The organism is Actinokineospora iranica (genome assembly GCF_900101685.1).
GTDB classification, from domain to species: Bacteria; Actinomycetota; Actinomycetes; order Mycobacteriales; family Pseudonocardiaceae; genus Actinokineospora; species Actinokineospora iranica.
This window is the reverse complement of record NZ_FMZZ01000002.1, coordinates 208,693-224,444: the sequence shown is the minus strand read 5'-3', so window position 1 is coordinate 224,444 and position 15,752 is coordinate 208,693. Positions and strand designations below refer to the sequence as shown.

Here is a 15,752-nt window from a genome sequence, read left to right as displayed (position 1 = left end):
GGTTTTAGCTGAGCAGCGGCGTACTGACCGGCACAATGGTCGCCTTCGGGACCCACTGCCCGGCCAGTTCCTCGGTCATCGGCATCCCCGGCGCGTGCGCCTCGCCCGGCCCCATCGGCATGACCGTCACCTGGGCGGCGGCGAACACCTGCACTTCGCCCGCCGCCAACGGTTTCCGGTCGCCGAGCCAGGCGTGGAAACCGGCCACGGTCGGGCTTTCCCCGCCGAACCCGTTGCCCACCGCCACGGCGTAGCTCACCGGGAGGTGTTCGCGGGGGTCGAACCGCAGCGGCACCGAGACGGTGGTCGCCGAGGTCACCAGCGGGGCGTTCAGGAGCCAGGGCGCCAGGTACAGGCCGAAGCTGTACACCGGGCTGTCCGCCTGCTGGGCCGCGGCGGTGGTCAGCGCGGACTGCGCCGCCGACCACCCCGAGACCACGACGAGAGCGTTGTCGGGCAACGGGTCCGCGTCGACCCGCACGTTCGCCTCTGCGGCTGCCGTGCGGATCGTCTCGGCAGCCTGGGTGCTGCGCGGCGACTCGTCGCCGCGCACCGTGATCCCCGCGACCCCGCGCGAAGCCAGGAAACCGACCAGTTTGCGCAGCGCCTGATCGTCCTCAGTGGACAATGTGTCCGCCGGGCACGCGGTAAGCGTGTCGCGACGGCCCGAGAGCAGGCCGCCCAGGGCGGCGCTCGCGCACTCCGCCCCGTCCGCCCCGGCGGCGAGCGCCGGACCGGCGCCACGAGTGTCGGAGCCGGTGTCAGTGCCGGTATCAATGCGGACCTGGTCGCGCGCCTCGCCGAGGCCGACGACGACCGAACCGCGGCCCGCGGGCAGGTCGACCTCGGCCCAGGTGCCCTCGGCCCCGGCCCTCGGCGTCGCGGTGACGGCCGGGCCGCCCGCCACGCTCACCTCGACGCGGTTGCCCGCGCTGGCCGGGAAGTGCACCAGGTTGCGGCCGGGCCGGTGCGGGCTGATCAGCACCGGAACCCGTTGTCCGGCAAGCGAAGCCTCCGCGAGGACCGGCACGCCGGGCTCGGGAAGCTCCGCGGGCGACGGGATCGCGGCCAGCGCGCTCCAGCCGACGAACGCCGCGACGACGCCCGCCGCGCCGAACCGGTATGCCCGGTCCGTGCCCTTGAGCACGGCCGCGAGCACCGTCGCCACCAGCGGCAGGACGACCACCGCCAGCAGCACCAGCCCGAACCCGGTTTCGTAGACCCTGCGGTCGAACGCGATCCCGGAGGTGGCCAGCCGCGCCGCCCCGGCGACCACGAGCACGCCGCCCAGGGTCAGCGAGAGCGGACCCGGCCTGCTCACCGCCGAGGTGGTGAGCACGGTGACGCCGAACCACGCGACCGCGGCGGCCACGTAGACGGTGTCGGCCGCGAACTCCACCCCGGAGCGCCCCGCGGCGGTCTCGACCACCAGCAACAGCACCAGCGCCACCGACAACCAGCGAACCGGCGTCGGCTTGCCCAGCAGCAGCGCGACCGCGGCGACGAGCACCACGTGCGCCGCCGCGCCGAGCACGCTGACCTCGGCCACCGCGACCGACAGCGCCGCCAGCCCGGCCGAGGACGCCGCGAGCGCCACCGTCAGGACCGTCACGTGACGGGGCAGGGTGGCCACTCGTGGCCGCACCAGGCCGACACCGGCGACGAAAGCCGTCACCAGCAGCAGGGCCAGGCGCAGGATCAGCGGCAACGCCGAGACATCGGCCGCTTCGAGACCGCCGTGGGGATGCTCCATGGCTACTTCACGTCCGCGTCGGCCACGACGAACAGCTCCGAGTGCGGCTTGGCGTTGCCGAAGTCGCCGTGCGGCCAGCTGCGCCGGTTGAAGTTGATGCCGACCTGCCCGCTGAACTCGTCCTTGAACGCGGTGTCGAGGGTGGTCTTGCCCTCCGGGCTCAGCTTGACGATGTTCACCTTGTGGTCACCGTCGAGGCCGGACCGGGCGACGAAGTAGTTCGACACCGCGATCCGCTCCGGCGAGAGGGTCTCCTTGTAGAGGCCGTCGGAGTCCAGGACGAAGTTGTCGTACGCGCCCCAGTGCGGACCCGCCGCGGGCTGACCCGGGTTGATGGGCAGCGCGCCCGCCACCGTCGGGCAGTCGGACTCGGCACCACCGCTGCGCGCCTCGGCCTTGGTGTCCACCCGGCAGGTGAAGCCGGTGCCCGCCGCGACCAGCTTCTGGATGTCGAGCACGTAGACGCCGCCGGTGGTGCCGGGGTCGTTCGGCCCGAGCGCGCCCTTGGCGCGGCCGGAGATGGCCCGGTACAGGAACTTGTCGTCCGGGCTGGTCTGGATCCAGCCGCCGTTGGAGCCGCCGCCGTTGTCGTCGTTGGCCGCGTGGATCGCCTTGTTGGCCGAGCCGTCGTCGAAGACCTCGACCCACTTGGGCTCGGGAGCGGTGATGTCCGGGGTGTAGTGCACCGCGCCGCCCTGCATGGTCTGGGCGAAGGCGCCCTTGTGGCCGGGCAGGTTGGTCACGGTGACCTCCATGACCGCGCGGCTCTCGCTGTGCAGCGGGTCGGCCGGGTCGGCTCGGGGGCCGTCCTGCAGGTAGGACACCGCGCGCAGCTTCGGGTTGTCGCGGTCGGTGATGTCCCAGGTCCGCACGGTCGGCCTGCGCAGGTACGGCGACGGCTGCTTCACCGGGTCGAGAATGATGTTGCGCGGCTCGGCGTAGTCACTGGTGACCAGCGTGTTCAGGTCCTCGCGGGCCTGGATGCCGTGCGGGTTGGCGCAGGTGGCCTGGCCAAGCCGGGGCAGGTTCGCGCACAGCTTCTCGTTGTCGCCCTGCGGGGTCGCCGCCGAGGTCTGCGAGAGCACCTTGCCGTCCCGGTCGAACCGGATCAGCGCGCCGGGGCTGCCCGCGAAGCCGTTGCCCACGGCCACCTGGCCGTTGGGGTAGACGTACGGGCCGGGCAGCACCGGGCCGCCCATGTAGGTGCCGTACGCGGTGCCGTCCTTGAGCGTCCAGTACGCGTCCGGGACCGACCCGCCCAGGGTCTGCGTGGGCAGGCTGACGCCCTTGAGCTTCAACTGCGGCAGCGCGCTCACGTCGAAGGCGTAGGTCGCCGCGGCGAACAGCGCGCCCGCGTACACGGTGTCGCCCTTGTGCCACACGTACTGCATGTGGTGCGGCTCGTTCTCCACCAGCGGGCCCACGGTCGCGGTGTTGACGACCTTGCCGTAGGTGTCGGAGCCCTCGGTCGCGTCGATGACGGCGAGGAAGTCCGGGCCCGGCAGCGCGTTGGTCACCTTGCCCAGCCCGCCGGTGAGCGACCCGGGAAGGTTCTTGAGGTCCTTGACGAGAGTGTCGGCGATGTTCTCGTCCCCGGCCCACACCAGCAGCCACTTCTTGCGCTGCCCCGCCGCGGCCGCCCGGTTGGCGACCCCGGTGACCAGGTGGTTCTTGACCCAGTACGACTTGCCGTCCGAGGCGGTCTTCGTGTCGGTGAAGGTCTTGACATCGGCGTACGCGGCGTTGCTCTCACCGCTGTACGTCACCGCCCCGACAGCGAGGACCGCCGCCAGCACCCCTATCAGACTTTTTCGCCGATAAGGCGAATTCCACAGCATGAAACACTCCACTGTTGTGCGTGAATACGCAGCCCAAAGAACGCCCCGGCGTCACACGCCGCGACGAATGGCCCTAGGCCACGCTGAATGCCCCGGAACCGGGGGGAGGGGAAGAGAAGGCCCGCAGGGGGCTGATAAGAGAGACCTCAGCGGTCGGTACAGAGCGCGCTGGCCTGCTGGCGCAGGTCCACATGCAGTCGTCCAACCAGGACGAATCCGGTGCTCATGAGCAGTAAGGATTACCAGGCCGCGGAGGGGTGTCAACCAGGCGCCACAGTTTGGGACGCCATTCGCCCCAACGCCTGTGCGACCGTTCGGCCCCGTGTCTTTACGAAGGCTATATGTACCGCTGGCGGAATGTGTGGTATTTCGCCGCCGCGCGAGAAATGCCAGACCATCGCCGCGGCGCCCTCGGGCCGACACCCCTTGGTAATCTGTTGATCATGGCGAAGGCGTCCGGCCAGGAGGGCACGAAGAAGGAAGGCCGCGGCCTGCGGTGGGTCATGGGCCTGCTGGGCTTCGGCATCCCCCTGCTCGCCGTCCCGGCCATCCTCGACAGCGCCGACGGCCACCCCGCCTACGCGGCGGTGCTCGCCCTGACCGTCGCCCCCGTCTTGTTCATCGGCCTGGCCGCCCTACCTCACGGCGAGGCCGCCTGGCCCTTCTACGGCTGGCTCCCGGGCGCGGCCTGGCTGGTCGGCGGTCTGATCGCCGTGACCCGCCCGGCCACCATGGACCTGGGTTGGCTGGCCACGGACTACAGCGGCACCCGCACCTACTCGGTCACCACGATGACCGTGGGCGCGGTCATCCTCATCGTCCTGGGCGCCGCGGCACTGGCCTTCTACCTGCACGTCCTCCGCAAGCACACCCGGCGCTGACGGGCCGATCAAGCGTTTTGCACGTCAGCCTTGGTCACCACGGGCTCGGGCTCGCTGAAGTTGTCCCCGACCGGTGGCGACATGCGGGTGATGTTCAGCCGGATGACCCGGCCGTCGGCGCAGGTGACCTCGATGTCGCGCACGCCGCTGTCGATCTTGTACAGGTCGACCTTGGCGATACCGGGGTGGCCGCTGCCTGCCAGCAGGTCCCGCACGTGGTCCACGAATCGGTCTCGGCGCACTCAGATCACCGACTTGGGAATGTCATACGGCGAGTGCGACGGCACACCCGGCCCCTGGACCTCGCGGACCATGATCGTCGCCACGGCCCCGCTGGCGAACCCGACGCGCACGCGGCGGTGTCCCTTGTCCAGTGCGGCGACCTCGGTGATTTCCGGGTGGTCTTGGCTCAAGAGATCAACTAACAGCTTGTCCAGCTCGCCGATGCGCACGGTCGCATCATGCCCTCTCGGGAATCCGGGGACCGACGCGGCAGGTCACCGCGCCCCGCACGGGCGAGTGACCCCCGAAATGCCGGAAGGCCGGGGCGGCCCCCGGCCGCCCCGACCTCCCGTCGCGCGCGGTCACGGAGTGTGAAGCTCCTCCGTGCCGCGAAGTTCTGTGGTGGTGTCGCGGGCCCTACGCTGCCGTGACTGCCATCACATGTCAACTCCGCTATATGAGTGACGTCGGAAAGCGGCGAGAGAAAGCCCTGGTGGGCTGGGTTCTCTCGCCGCTTTCCCGGGGTTCAGCTGGCGTACGCGCGGAGTTTCTCGGCCCGCTCGCCCTGGCGGAGCTTGGACATGACCTCGCGCTCGATCTGGCGGACGCGTTCGCGGGACAGGCCGAAACGCTTGCCGATCTGGTCGAGGGTGCGCGGCTGGCCGTCGTCGAGGCCGTAGCGCAGGCGGATGACCGACTGCTCGCGGTCGTCCAGGGTGGCCAGCACGCGGCGCATGTCGTCCTGCAGGAGGCCGGAGATGACGGCGCTCTCGGCGTCGGTGGCCTCGCCGTCCTCGATGAAGTCGCCCAGCGGGGCGTCTTCCTCCGAGCCGACCGGCATGTCCAGGCTCACCGGGTCGCGGGCGTGGTCGAGCAGGTCGGCGACCTTCTGCGGGGACAGGCCGGACTCCTTGGCCAGCTCGTCCTTGGTGGCCTCGCGGCCAAGCTGCTGGTGCAGGTCGCGCTTGATCCGGGCCAGCTTGTTCACCTGCTCGACCAGGTGGACGGGGAGGCGGATGGTGCGGCCCTGGTCGGCCATGCCGCGGGTGATGGCCTGGCGGATCCACCACGTCGCGTAGGTCGAGAACTTGAAACCCTTGGTGTAGTCGAACTTCTCGACCGCGCGGATCAGGCCCAGGTTGCCCTCCTGGATCAGGTCCAGCAGCGGCATCCCGCGCCCGGTGTAGCGCTTGGCCAGCGACACCACCAGCCGCAGGTTGGCCTCAAGCAGGTGGTTCTTCGCGGTGTGGCCGTCGGCGATGAGGGCGCGCAACTCGGCGCGGCGGGCGTGCGAGAGCTGGGGCGCGGTGTCGAGCATGTGCTGCGCGAAGACCCCCGCCTCGATGCGCTTGGCCAGCTCCACCTCCTGTGCCGCCGTCAGCAGCGCGGTGCGCCCGATGCCGTTGAGGTAGACGCGCACCAAGTCGGCCGCAGGCCCCTGTGCGTCGAGGTCGGCCTCGTAGGTGAGCTGCTCGGGCTCGCGCTGTTGCGGGACCGTCATGGTGCTCCCTCCCCCTGTCGCGGTGGTTCTGATTGTCAAAACGTGGCGGGCGGTGGATTCGTTCCCGCTTTCCCTCTGTGTGACGTCACAGTCGGAAGTCCGGTTGCTCAGGCTTACCTGAGGTTTAGCTGAGAAGTCCGCTAGATCAACCAGGGAACGGGATCCGCTTCCGCCGAGTGGGTGAAAGGACCGTCCCACGGCGACAATGCGGCGCTGAGTAGAGCTCAGATATCCAGCAATACGGTGAAAGGGCCGTCGTTGACGCTCTCCACGGCCATCATGGCGCCGAACCGGCCGGTCTCCACCCGGGCGCCGCGGGCGCGCAGCGCGGCGACGGTCGCCTCGACAAGCGGCTCGGCGTGCTCAGGTCGGGCGGCCGCCGTCCACGATGGCCGCCTGCCCTTGCGGGTCTCACCGTAAAGTGTGAATTGGCTCACTATAAGCAGCGGTGCGCCCGAGGTGGCGCACGACTGCTCGTCACGCAAGATCCGCATCTCGTGCAACTTGCGCGCCATGACGGCTGCCTTCTCCGCCGTGTCGTCCACGTGCACACCGAGCAGCACCAGCAGCCCGGGCTCGGCGATCTGCCCCACCGTCTCGCCGTCGACCACCACCGACGCGCGGGTGACCCGCGCCGCGACAGCCCTCACGACAGCTCCACGGGCAGCAGCATCCCGTGCGTGACCAGGTCGACCACGACCGGCAGTGCGGCGGCCACCAGGGCATCCGCGGGGACGTCGTGGGCCGTGCCGAGCAGGGCCAGCAGGTCGGCCAGCGGGAAGTGCCCCCGGCAGCCCGCGAGCAGCGCGGTGACCAGCTCGTCGGTCTCCTGGTGCCAGCCGGGGCCGTCGGTGCGGTGCAGCCTGCGCACCACCTCCCGCCAGCCTTCCGGCCCCGGCTCGCTGACCTGCTCCAGCGCCACGGTCGGCGGCACGACGAACGTCGCCGACAGCAGCAGCTTCGGGTCGTGGTGCGCGCGCAGCCAGGCCACCCGGTCCAGCCACGCGCCCGCCTCGGGGCCCAGCGGGTCGTCGTAGGCGTGCCGCAGGTCCTCACAGGCGACCTCGGTGTCCGCGCCGGTCGCGCGCAGGGTGACGAACCCGAAACCGACGCCGACCACGTCGTGCTCGTCGAACCAGTCCAGCCAGGCCGACGCCTTGGCCGAGCCCTCGGCCGAGCGCGGGTCGATGCCCGCGTCGCGCAGCCAGGTGCCCACGTAGAGCGCGGGCTCGGCCACGTCGCGCTGCACGAACCAGGCGTCGACGCCCTCGTCCGGCAGCCACCCGGCCACCCGCTCGGCCCAGTCCTCGCCGCGGCGGTGCAGCCAGGAGGCGAGCAGCTGCCCCACGCCGCCGTCGGCGAGCACGCCCGGCAGGCCGCGCACGACCAGCGCGCTCGCGTCGTCGCCCGCCAGACCCGAGTCGCGGTAGACGTAGTCGACCCTCGGCGGCCCCACCACGAACGGCGGGTTGCACACCACCTGGTCGAACCGCCTGCCCGCGACCGGCTCGAACCAGGACCCGCGCGCGGTCTCCACCGTGACCTCGTTGAGCCGGAACGTCGCCTCGGCCAGCGCCAGGCAGCGCGCGGACAGGTCGGTGGCGGTGACCGCGTCGGCGTGCCTGCTGGCGTGCAGGGCCTGCACCCCGCACCCGGTGCCCAGGTCGAGCACCGACCCGACCGGCCTGCGGACCGTCGCCCGCGCCAGACTCAGCGAGGCGTGCCCGATGCCGAGCACATGGTCCTCGCCGACCGGCCGCCCGGTCTGCTCCGCGTCGAGGTCGGCCAGCACCCACCAGGACCCCTGGTCGTCGCCGTAGGGGCGAAGGTCGAGCCCCGCCCGCACCTCCCCGCCGTCGACCCGCAGCAGCCCCGCCGCTGCGGCCTCGGCCACGTCGACCCCGCCCAGCGCGCGCCGCACCCGCTCCACCGGCTGCCCGTCGCCGACGAGGAACAGCCGCACCAGCGTGGACAGCGGCGACCCGTCCCGGGTGGCCCGCCGCGCGGGCTCCGGCTCCCCCCGCCCCAGCGCGGCGTGCGCCTGGTCGCCCAGCGCGGCGACCACCCCGTCGGCGTCGTAGCCGACGGTCCGCAGGGCGTCGCGCAGCCGGTCGCAGAACTCGTTCGAGAGTCGGGGAAGCACGCGAGAATGCTCGCACGCCCCCACGACACCGGTCGGATGACCCGACCCAAGATCAACTGTCCGACCGGGACCCGCTCAGGCCGCGGGAAGGATCAGCGAAGCCACCGCGGTGGGTTCCGGCACCGGCATCCCGTCTTCACGCAGCCCCGCCACATGCATGGCGACGGCTTCCCGCATCAACGCGACGCACTCGTCGTACTCGGCGGCGGCGGCGACACATCCGGGGAGGTCGGGGCTCCATGTGCTGTAGCCACCGGTCTCGTCTCGTTCGACGACCACCACATAGCCATTCACCGCAGCCTCCATTCGATCCCAGCCTGCCTCAGGATGCTCTTCTCGGTCCGGGGGTGCAAGGTTTCGCTTGGCTTACCCGCGACGGTCGTTCTGCCGGGTTTGACCGGGTGTTTGTATTGCCGGTGACTGCCAGAAGTGCACACCAGGTACCAACCGTCAGACTCGATGAGCCGGATGACTTCTCCGACCTTGCGTGGCATCTCCACTCCTTCCCCCGATGGGGAAAGGGTTTCAGGACTTCACCGAGGCCGTCGGGAGTTATCCACAGGCAAGATCGTTCTCGCGGAATTGTCGGCCCACCCCGATAGACTGGACCCGGGGTGGCCCCCAGGGACCCCAGGGAGGGTGGGCTTTGTGGTCGCGGGGCGGCTGGCTTGTGGCGCGGTTGGGCGCGGCGAACTTGGTCGGGCGGGGACGGCGGGGACGAGTTGCCAAAGGGACCTTGTTACCCGACGGGCCAGGTCACCCAACGGGCCCGGTGATGCGGGCGACGAGGTGGAAGTACCGGGCGGTCAGCAGGTACGGCAGTCGGGCGGACAGGGCGAGTTCCAGGCGTTCCAGGCCCGGCAGCAGGGTCGGGTCGGCCGCGGCTTCCTCGGCCAGGTAGTCGGCGACGCAGCGGATGCCGTAGTGGGCCAGGACGGTGGCGCCGATGGTGGTCAGGTCGGCGGTGACCGCTGCGGCTTCGCAGGCGGGGATCTCGACGCCAAGGGGGGCAACGTGGGTGGTGGGGGAGTCCAGGGCGCGTAGGGCCTGGTCCAGGTCGAGGCGGCGGGCCGCGCGTAACGGCTCGGCGGCGGGGTTGGGGTTGACGACTGACAGCAGGCCGCCGGGGCGCAGCGCCGCGGTTACGGCGCGCAGCAGCGCTTCGCGGTCGTCGGTGAAGTGGAGCAGGTTGTGGCACAGCACCACGTCGAACTCGTGCGGGGCGAACAGGTGCGGGGTGTCCTCGGCGGTGGCCTGGACCACGTGCAGGCGGTCGGCGACGCCGTGCGCGTCGGCCAGGCGCATGGCGCCTGCCAGCATGGCGCCCGCCGGGTCGAGGAGGGTGACCTCGTGGCCGCGTTCGGCGAACCGCACGCTGTCGCGGCCGCCGCCGCCCGCGACGTCGAGGATCCGCTGGCGGCCGCGGGGGAGGTGGCGGACGAGGTTGGCCTCGGCCAGGCTGTGCCGCAGGCGGGTCAGCGCGTCGGGGCGCGCGTCGATCCCCTCGACCGTCATAGGGGTCTTTCTACCGGGGTCAGGTGAATTCTTTACCGACTTCTACCCGTATGGCGCAGTTGGCCGGTGGGGGTGAGAGGATGGCCGGTGGAGGTGGTGTCGTGAAGGGCTCCGAGCGGGACGACACCCCGGTTCTGATCACCGAGGCCGCGCCGTCGTACGAAGAGCAGTTCGCCGCGCGCAAGCGCAAGTACATGATCATGATGGGCCTGCGGCTGCCGTGCCTGCTGCTCGCCGGTGTCTTCCACGAGACCTGGTGGCTGGCGCTGGGCTTCGTCGCCCTGTCGGTTCCGCTGCCGTGGATCGCGGTCCTCATCGCCAACGACCGGCCGCCGCGCAAGTCCGAGCGGGTCAACCGCTACCAGCGCGACAAGACCGCGATCGAGCCCGCCGAACGCCACGTGATCGACGGCTGAACTCACGGCTGGGCGCCCACCAGCCCGATCGCCGCGCCGCCCGCCGCCACACCCGCGAGCAGCGCCTCGCGCGGCCCGGCCCCGGACAGCCACGCCACCAGCAGGCCCGCGTCGAAGGCGTCCCCCGCGCCGGTCGAGTCGACGCAGCGCACAGCGTGAGCGGGCACGGCCGCCGTCTCCGTCCGGGAGATCCACCGCGCGCCGCCCGCCCCATCGGTCACCGCCACCGCCCCGACCACGTCCAGCGGGTCTCCCGCGCCCGCCAGCACGCGCGACTCGTCTGCGTTGGGCAGCAGCAGGTCCACCCCGCGCACGGCGTCGAGGAACGCGGCCGGGTCGTCGATCAACTCGGCGGACTGCGGGTCGACCGAGGTGGTGAGCCCGGCCGCCCGCGCCGCGGCCAGCACCTCCAGCCCCGCGGGCCGCGACGCCCCGTCCAGCAGCACATACCCGGACAGGTGCAGGTGCCGCGCCCCGGCGAGCAGCGCGGGGTCCACGTCCGCGCCGCGCAGCCGCGCGTTGGCCCCGCGGTCGGGCAGCATCGTGCGCTGGCCGGTCTCGTCCACGAGGACCACGACGCAGCCGGTCGCGGCGTCCGGGTCGACGGTGAACGCGCAGCGCACCCCGGCCGCGGTGAGCCCGGCCCGCACCTGCGCGCTCGCCGCGTCAGCGCCGACCCTGGCCGCCAGCGCCACATCGGCGCCGAGGTGGGCCAGCCAGGCCGCGGTGTTGGCGGCCGCGCCGCCGGGGGTGAAGGTGATCCGCGCCCGGGAGTCGCCGCCGTGCGCGATCGGGCCGGTGTGCCGGGCGACGACATCGAGCGCGGTGTCGCCGACGACCAAGACGGACGGCCGTGCGCCCATGGGGCTCCCTTCGCGCCGGACAGGTCAATTCATTATCCGACAACCGGATTCGCTGTCTGTGGAACCCGCGCCTGGATACTGTGGCGAGCAGCGGAGGTGTGGGGATGAGGTGGGTGTCGCCATGGTGGCAGCCGCTGTCGCTCCCTTCGCGGTAAACGGGTCGCGCGCCCGCCGCGGTTAGGGTAGAAACCTCCTTCGGCCGCCCTGTCCCCGGCCACGTCCCCCGAAGGAGAAGGCTGTGCCGCGTGTGCCCTGGGCGTTGACCGCGGCCGGTTTCCGGCGCTACGCCACCTATCGGCAGGCCACCTTCGCGGGCGCGTTCACCAATGTGATCTTCGGGTTCCTGCGCTGCTACATCCTCCTGGCCGTCGCCGCCGAGGTCGGCGGCGCGGTCGCCGGGTACGACGGGCCGAAGCTGGTCGCCTTTGTCTGGCTGGGCCAGGGTTTGCTGGCCGTGGTGAGCATGTGGACCATGCTCGACCTGGCCGAGCGGGTGCGCTCCGGCGATGTGGTGGCCGACCTGCTGCGGCCGATCAATCCATTGTGGACGTATCTGTGGACGGAGTTCGGCCGCGCGGGGTACGCGATGCTGACCCGGTTCGTCGCCCCGCTGGTGGTCGGAATCGTGGCCTTCACCTTCTATATTCCGCAAAACTGGGTCACGTACCCGTTGTTCGCCGTCTCCATCGGGCTCGCCGTGCTCGTCGGGTTCGCCTGCCGCTACCTGATCGGGCTGACCGCGTTCTGGCTGCTCGACATCCGGGGTGTGTCCATGTTCTGGGGTTTCGCCACCAACATCGGCAGCGGATTGGCTTTCCCGCTGGCGATTCTGCCGGATTGGCTGGCCACCGCGCTGTGGGTCGGGACCCCGCTGCCCGCGTTGCTGCAAGCGCCGATCGATATCGCCGTCGAGCGCGGCGGCGTCGGGCACTCTCTGCTGCTGTTGGCGGGCCAGGCCGCGTGGGGCGCGGGCCTGCTGCTGGTGTGCCGGTGGGTGCAGGCGCGCGCGGTGCGGCGATTGGTGGTGCAGGGTGGGTAAGGCGCGGGTCTACGCGCACCTGGTCCGGGCGCAGGTGCGCAGTCAGACGCAGTACCGGGCGTCCTTCGCGCTCGATGTGGTCGGCAGCATGGCCGTGTTCGCCATCGATATCGGCACGGTGTTCGTGCTGTTCTCCGTTTCCGGCAGCCTGGGCGGGTTCGGGGGGACCGAGGTGCTGCTGATCGCCGCGTTGGCAGGCGTGTCGTTCGCGCTCGCCGATCTCGTCGTGGGCAACGCGGACCGGTTGCGGGAGTACGTGCGCACCGGCCTGTTCGACTCGCTTCTGTTGCGCCCCTTGTCGTCGCTGGCCCAACTGCTGGCGGTCAACTTCGCGTTGCGCCGCATCGGGCGGGTCGTGCAGGGTTTCCTGCTCTACCTGGTGGCCCTGTTCGTCGCCGACATCGGCTGGGACCCGGCGCGGCTGCTGCTCGCGGCGACCGCGCCGCTGGTGGGCGCGGTGTTCTTCGGCAGCCTGTTCGTCATGGGCGCCACGGTCGCGTTCTGGTGGGTCGAGTCCGGCGAGATCGCCAACGGATTCACCTACGGCGGCCGGGATTTCGCCTGCTATCCGTCCACGATGTACGGCGAGTGGTTCCGCAAGCTGTTCGCGCTGGCGTTCGGCTTCGGGTTCATCTCCTACCTGCCCGCGCTGGCGCTGCTGGGCCGGTCCGACCCGCTGGGCGTGCCGGACTGGCTGCGCTGGTGCTCGCCCGCGGCCGCCGCCATCGCCGCCGGGCTGGCCGCGCTGTTCTGGCGCACCGGCGTCCGCCACTACCGGAGCACAGGGTCATGATCATTTCAGCGTCGGGGCTGCGCAAGGACTTCACCGTCTCCCGCAAGGTCGGCCGGTTCCGCAGGGAGCGGGATGTGGTGTCCGCTGTGGACGGTGTGGACCTGTCCGTCGAGCGCGGCGAGCTGCTCGGCTACATCGGACCCAACGGCGCGGGCAAGTCCACCACGCTCAAAATGCTCACCGGCGTGCTCACCCCCAGCGCGGGCGAGGTGCGGGTCTGCGGGCTGGAGCCGGTGGCGCGGCGCACCACGCTCGCCCGGCGCATCGGCGTCGTGTTCGGGCAGCGCTCGCAGCTGTGGTGGGACCTGCCGCTGGCGGAGTCCTTCGAGCTGCTGCGCCACATCTACCGGGTGCCCGCGGCCGACCACGCCGCCCGCCTCGCCCGCTGCGTCGACCTGCTCGGCGTGGACGAGTTCGCGGCCACCCCGGTCCGGCAGCTTTCGCTGGGGCAGCGGATGCGCGGCGAGCTGACCGCCGCCCTGCTGCACGGCCCGGAGGTGCTGTTCCTCGACGAGCCGACCATCGGCCTCGACGTGCTCAGCAAGCAGGCCGTGCGCGACTTCCTGGCCGAACTCGACGCCGCGGGCGACACCACGGTCGTGCTCACCACCCACGACCTCGCCGACATCGAGAAGCTGTGCCGCAGGCTGGTCGTCATCGACCACGGCCGCGTCGTGCACGACGGCGGCCTGGACGAGCTGCACGCCCGCTACGGCTCCCGCCGCGTCATCGTCGCCGACCTCGACGCCCCGTGGCCGGACGGGCTGGCGCTGCCGGGCGCGGTGGTGACCGCGGTCGAGGCCGACGGCCGCCGGGTCACCCTCGCCCTGGACGGGGTGGCCGCGGGCGAGGTCGTCGCCGCGCTCGCGCACGCCGTCCCGCTGCGCGACCTGTCCGTGCAGGAGCCCGGGATCGAGGACGTCATCGCCCGCCTCTACCGCCGCGAGGCGTGAGCCAGCCCGACGGTTATCTTGCTGCGATCCCCGGCGTTGCCGGGAGCGGGGTGTGGACGTGATCGCCCGTCTTTATCGCCGCGAGGCGTGAGCCGGCCCGACGGTTATCTTGCTGCGATCCCCGGCGTTGCCGGGAGCGGGGTGTGGACGTGATCGCCCGTCTTCATCGCCGCGAGGCGTGGGCCAGCTCGACGGCCACCGCCGCGCCGACCCGGGCGTTGTCGGCGACCAGCTCGGTGTTCGCGGTCAGGCTGGCGCCGCCGCTGCCGTCGTGGAAGTGCGCGAGCAGCGCCGGGGTGACGTCCTTGCCGCGGATGTCGCGCTCGCGCAGCAGGTCCATGCCCTCGCGCAGCAGCCGGTCGTGCAGCTCGCGGTCGAGCTCGTGCTCGACGGGCACCGGGTTGACCAGCAGCACCCCCGCCCCGCCCGGCACCCGGTCGCGGTGCGCGGCGACGACCGCGGCGGCCTCGGCGGCGCTGTCCACCCGCCACGGCACCCGGTAGGCGGAAGCGCGCAGGTAGAAGCCGGGGAAGGAGTCCGTGCCGAAGCCGATGACCGGCACCGAGCGGGTCTCCAGCACCTCGACCGTCGCCCCGATGTCGAGGATGGACTTCACCCCGGAGCACACGACCGTCACCGGCGTGTGGGCCAGCACGTCGAGGTCGGCTGACACGTCCCAGGACGCCGCGCCCGCTGGCGCGGCCAGGTGCACGCCGCCGAGGCCGCCGGTGGCGAACACCCCGATCCCGGCCTGGTGGGCGAGCGCCGCGGTGGCCGCCACGGTCGTCGCGCCGTCCCGGTTGAGCGCGAACGCGGGCCCGAGGTCGCGGCGGGACAGCTTGTTCAGCCTGCCTTCCGGCGAGCACACCCGCTCCAACTCGCTGCCGGTCAGCCCGATCCGCGCCGTCCCGTCGAGCACGGCGATCGTCGCGGGCGCCGCCCCCGCCGCCCGGACGACGCGCTCCAGGCGCAGCCCGACCTCGTGGTTGCGGCCAGGCGGCAGCCCGTGGGCCAGCAGGGTGCTCTCCAGCGCGACGACCCCGCGGCCCTCGGCCAGCGCGTCGGCCACTTCCTCGGTCAGAACCAGGTGTCCGCTCACCCCGGCATCATCGCGTGTCAGTCGAAGATGCCGCGCGGGGCGGTCACCTGCCGCGGCAGGCCCTCGATCCGCTGCTCCCAGTTGGTCTGCCCCATCGCGGCGTACTCCACGGCGAACTCGCCCAGACAGGACTGCCCGCGCGCCCCAGCCCGCCGCCCTTGGCGACCCGGGACTTCTTCACGACGTCCAGTGCCCGCCAGGTCGAGGTTCGTCTGCAACCCGACGGCCATGCCGGTCAGGTGCTTGCCGAACACCGCCGTGACCGTCGTCTCCCACGGCATCCGCACCTCCAACGGCACCGTGACCCGCGCCCCGCCCGCACCACCCGATCAGTGATGCGCGCGTCGACCTTCGCGCCACCCGCGCCGAAGCTGGCCAAGGCTTCGCCCAGCATGGCGCGCATCCTGCCTGCCGCCCCGGCTTGCGGAGTCGCATCGCCCGGGCATGTTGCACAATGGAACGGTGAGCGCACCGACCCAGACACTGCCCGAGGTCGACACCCGCCCCGAGGGCACAGACACCACCGGCGACGACACGCCGAAGATGTTCCACTACGTCCGGAAGAACAAGATCGCCGAAAGCGCCGTCATGGGCAACATGGTCGTCGCACTCTGCGGCGAGGTCTTCCCGGTCACCAAGAGCCCCAAGCCCGGCTCCCCGGTCTGCCCGGAGTGCAAGAAGATCTTCGAGTCGATGAACGACTGAGGCCTCCTGGCTCGTCCTCGCCGCTGACCGC

General features: G+C 71.6%; 19 protein-coding genes. 6 read left to right on the top strand and 13 right to left on the bottom strand.

Annotated features, from left to right (window positions below; all coding sequences use genetic code 11):
• Window positions 1-4: 4 nt before the first annotated feature.
• A complete protein-coding gene (locus BLS56_RS06345; RefSeq protein ID WP_091448987.1) occupies window positions 5-1,753 on the bottom strand; it encodes a hypothetical protein in 1,749 nt (582 codons plus the stop codon).
• A 2-nt stretch (window positions 1,754-1,755) separates the two neighbouring features.
• Window positions 1,756-3,591, bottom strand: coding sequence for a selenium-binding family protein (locus BLS56_RS06340; protein WP_228771426.1), 1,836 nt, complete (start codon window positions 3,589-3,591; stop codon window positions 1,756-1,758).
• A gap of 443 nt (window positions 3,592-4,034) precedes the next feature.
• On the opposite strand from BLS56_RS06340, the gene BLS56_RS06335 reads away from it, so the two are divergent.
• Window positions 4,035-4,472 (top strand): hypothetical protein, encoded by a 438-nt coding sequence (locus BLS56_RS06335; protein WP_091448986.1) that lies wholly within the window; start codon window positions 4,035-4,037, stop codon window positions 4,470-4,472.
• A gap of 8 nt (window positions 4,473-4,480) precedes the next feature.
• On the opposite strand, the gene BLS56_RS06330 is transcribed toward BLS56_RS06335, so the two are convergent.
• The 8 genes from BLS56_RS06330 to BLS56_RS06295 form a co-directional block, all read right to left on the bottom strand.
• Window positions 4,481-4,714, bottom strand: coding sequence for a hypothetical protein (locus BLS56_RS06330; protein WP_091448985.1), 234 nt, complete (start codon window positions 4,712-4,714; stop codon window positions 4,481-4,483).
• Complete coding sequence (locus BLS56_RS06325; RefSeq protein WP_091448984.1) at window positions 4,715-4,924, bottom strand: hypothetical protein; 210 nt, start codon at window positions 4,922-4,924, stop codon at window positions 4,715-4,717.
• 296 nt (window positions 4,925-5,220) lie between these two features.
• Window positions 5,221-6,195 carry a sigma-70 family RNA polymerase sigma factor gene (locus BLS56_RS06320; RefSeq protein ID WP_091448983.1) on the bottom strand — a complete coding sequence of 325 codons (975 nt, stop codon included), beginning with the start codon at window positions 6,193-6,195 and terminating at the stop codon, window positions 5,221-5,223.
• 224 nt (window positions 6,196-6,419) lie between these two features.
• Entirely contained in the window at window positions 6,420-6,845 is a 426-nt protein-coding gene (gene dtd, locus BLS56_RS06315; protein ID WP_091448982.1) for a D-aminoacyl-tRNA deacylase, read from the bottom strand.
• On the bottom strand, window positions 6,842-8,338 hold the full coding sequence (locus tag BLS56_RS06310; RefSeq protein WP_091448981.1) for a DUF7782 domain-containing protein: 1,497 nt from the start codon (window positions 8,336-8,338) through the stop codon (window positions 6,842-6,844). Before BLS56_RS06310 ends, dtd begins: the two co-directional genes overlap by 4 nt.
• A 75-nt stretch (window positions 8,339-8,413) precedes the next feature.
• On the bottom strand, window positions 8,414-8,632 hold the full coding sequence (locus tag BLS56_RS06305; RefSeq protein WP_091448980.1) for a type II toxin-antitoxin system HicB family antitoxin: 219 nt from the start codon (window positions 8,630-8,632) through the stop codon (window positions 8,414-8,416).
• Entirely contained in the window at window positions 8,629-8,832 is a 204-nt protein-coding gene (locus tag BLS56_RS06300; RefSeq protein ID WP_091448979.1) for a type II toxin-antitoxin system HicA family toxin, read from the bottom strand. The genes BLS56_RS06305 and BLS56_RS06300 overlap by 4 nt, the downstream gene beginning before the upstream one ends.
• Window positions 8,833-9,094: 262 nt before the next feature.
• The gene (locus BLS56_RS06295; protein WP_091448978.1) at window positions 9,095-9,853 is read right to left on the bottom strand and encodes a class I SAM-dependent methyltransferase; all 759 of its coding nucleotides are present in this window, start codon (window positions 9,851-9,853) and stop codon (window positions 9,095-9,097) included.
• Window positions 9,854-9,933: 80 nt separating this feature from the next.
• On the opposite strand from BLS56_RS06295, the gene BLS56_RS06290 reads away from it, so the two are divergent.
• On the top strand, window positions 9,934-10,269 hold the full coding sequence (locus BLS56_RS06290; RefSeq protein WP_091448977.1) for a DUF3099 domain-containing protein: 336 nt from the start codon (window positions 9,934-9,936) through the stop codon (window positions 10,267-10,269).
• A 2-nt stretch (window positions 10,270-10,271) separates the two neighbouring features.
• On the opposite strand, the gene BLS56_RS06285 is transcribed toward BLS56_RS06290, so the two are convergent.
• Complete coding sequence (locus BLS56_RS06285; protein WP_091448976.1) at window positions 10,272-11,132, bottom strand: carbohydrate kinase family protein; 861 nt, start codon at window positions 11,130-11,132, stop codon at window positions 10,272-10,274.
• A 238-nt stretch (window positions 11,133-11,370) separates the two neighbouring features.
• Between BLS56_RS06285 and BLS56_RS06280 the strand changes: the two genes are divergently transcribed.
• From BLS56_RS06280 to BLS56_RS06270, 3 genes are read left to right on the top strand one after another with little or no spacing between them, the layout of a single operon-like run.
• Window positions 11,371-12,171, top strand: coding sequence for an ABC transporter permease (locus tag BLS56_RS06280; RefSeq protein WP_091448975.1), 801 nt, complete (start codon window positions 11,371-11,373; stop codon window positions 12,169-12,171).
• Complete coding sequence (locus BLS56_RS06275; protein ID WP_091448974.1) at window positions 12,164-12,964, top strand: ABC transporter permease; 801 nt, start codon at window positions 12,164-12,166, stop codon at window positions 12,962-12,964. The genes BLS56_RS06280 and BLS56_RS06275 overlap by 8 nt, the downstream gene beginning before the upstream one ends.
• Complete coding sequence (locus BLS56_RS06270; RefSeq protein WP_091448973.1) at window positions 12,961-13,917, top strand: ABC transporter ATP-binding protein; 957 nt, start codon at window positions 12,961-12,963, stop codon at window positions 13,915-13,917. The genes BLS56_RS06275 and BLS56_RS06270 overlap by 4 nt, the downstream gene beginning before the upstream one ends.
• 163 nt (window positions 13,918-14,080) lie before the next feature.
• Here the strand turns inward: BLS56_RS06270 and BLS56_RS06265 are convergent, their stop codons facing one another.
• Together BLS56_RS06265 and BLS56_RS06260 are read right to left on the bottom strand one after the other, a co-directional pair.
• Window positions 14,081-15,016, bottom strand: coding sequence for a pseudouridine-5'-phosphate glycosidase (locus tag BLS56_RS06265; protein WP_091448972.1), 936 nt, complete (start codon window positions 15,014-15,016; stop codon window positions 14,081-14,083).
• 17 nt (window positions 15,017-15,033) lie between these two features.
• The gene (locus tag BLS56_RS06260; protein WP_228771424.1) at window positions 15,034-15,315 is read right to left on the bottom strand and encodes a hypothetical protein; all 282 of its coding nucleotides are present in this window, start codon (window positions 15,313-15,315) and stop codon (window positions 15,034-15,036) included.
• A gap of 163 nt (window positions 15,316-15,478) precedes the next feature.
• On the opposite strand from BLS56_RS06260, the gene BLS56_RS06255 reads away from it, so the two are divergent.
• The gene (locus tag BLS56_RS06255; RefSeq protein ID WP_228771423.1) at window positions 15,479-15,721 is read left to right on the top strand and encodes a DUF3039 domain-containing protein; all 243 of its coding nucleotides are present in this window, start codon (window positions 15,479-15,481) and stop codon (window positions 15,719-15,721) included.
• Window positions 15,722-15,752: the final 31 nt, after the last annotated feature.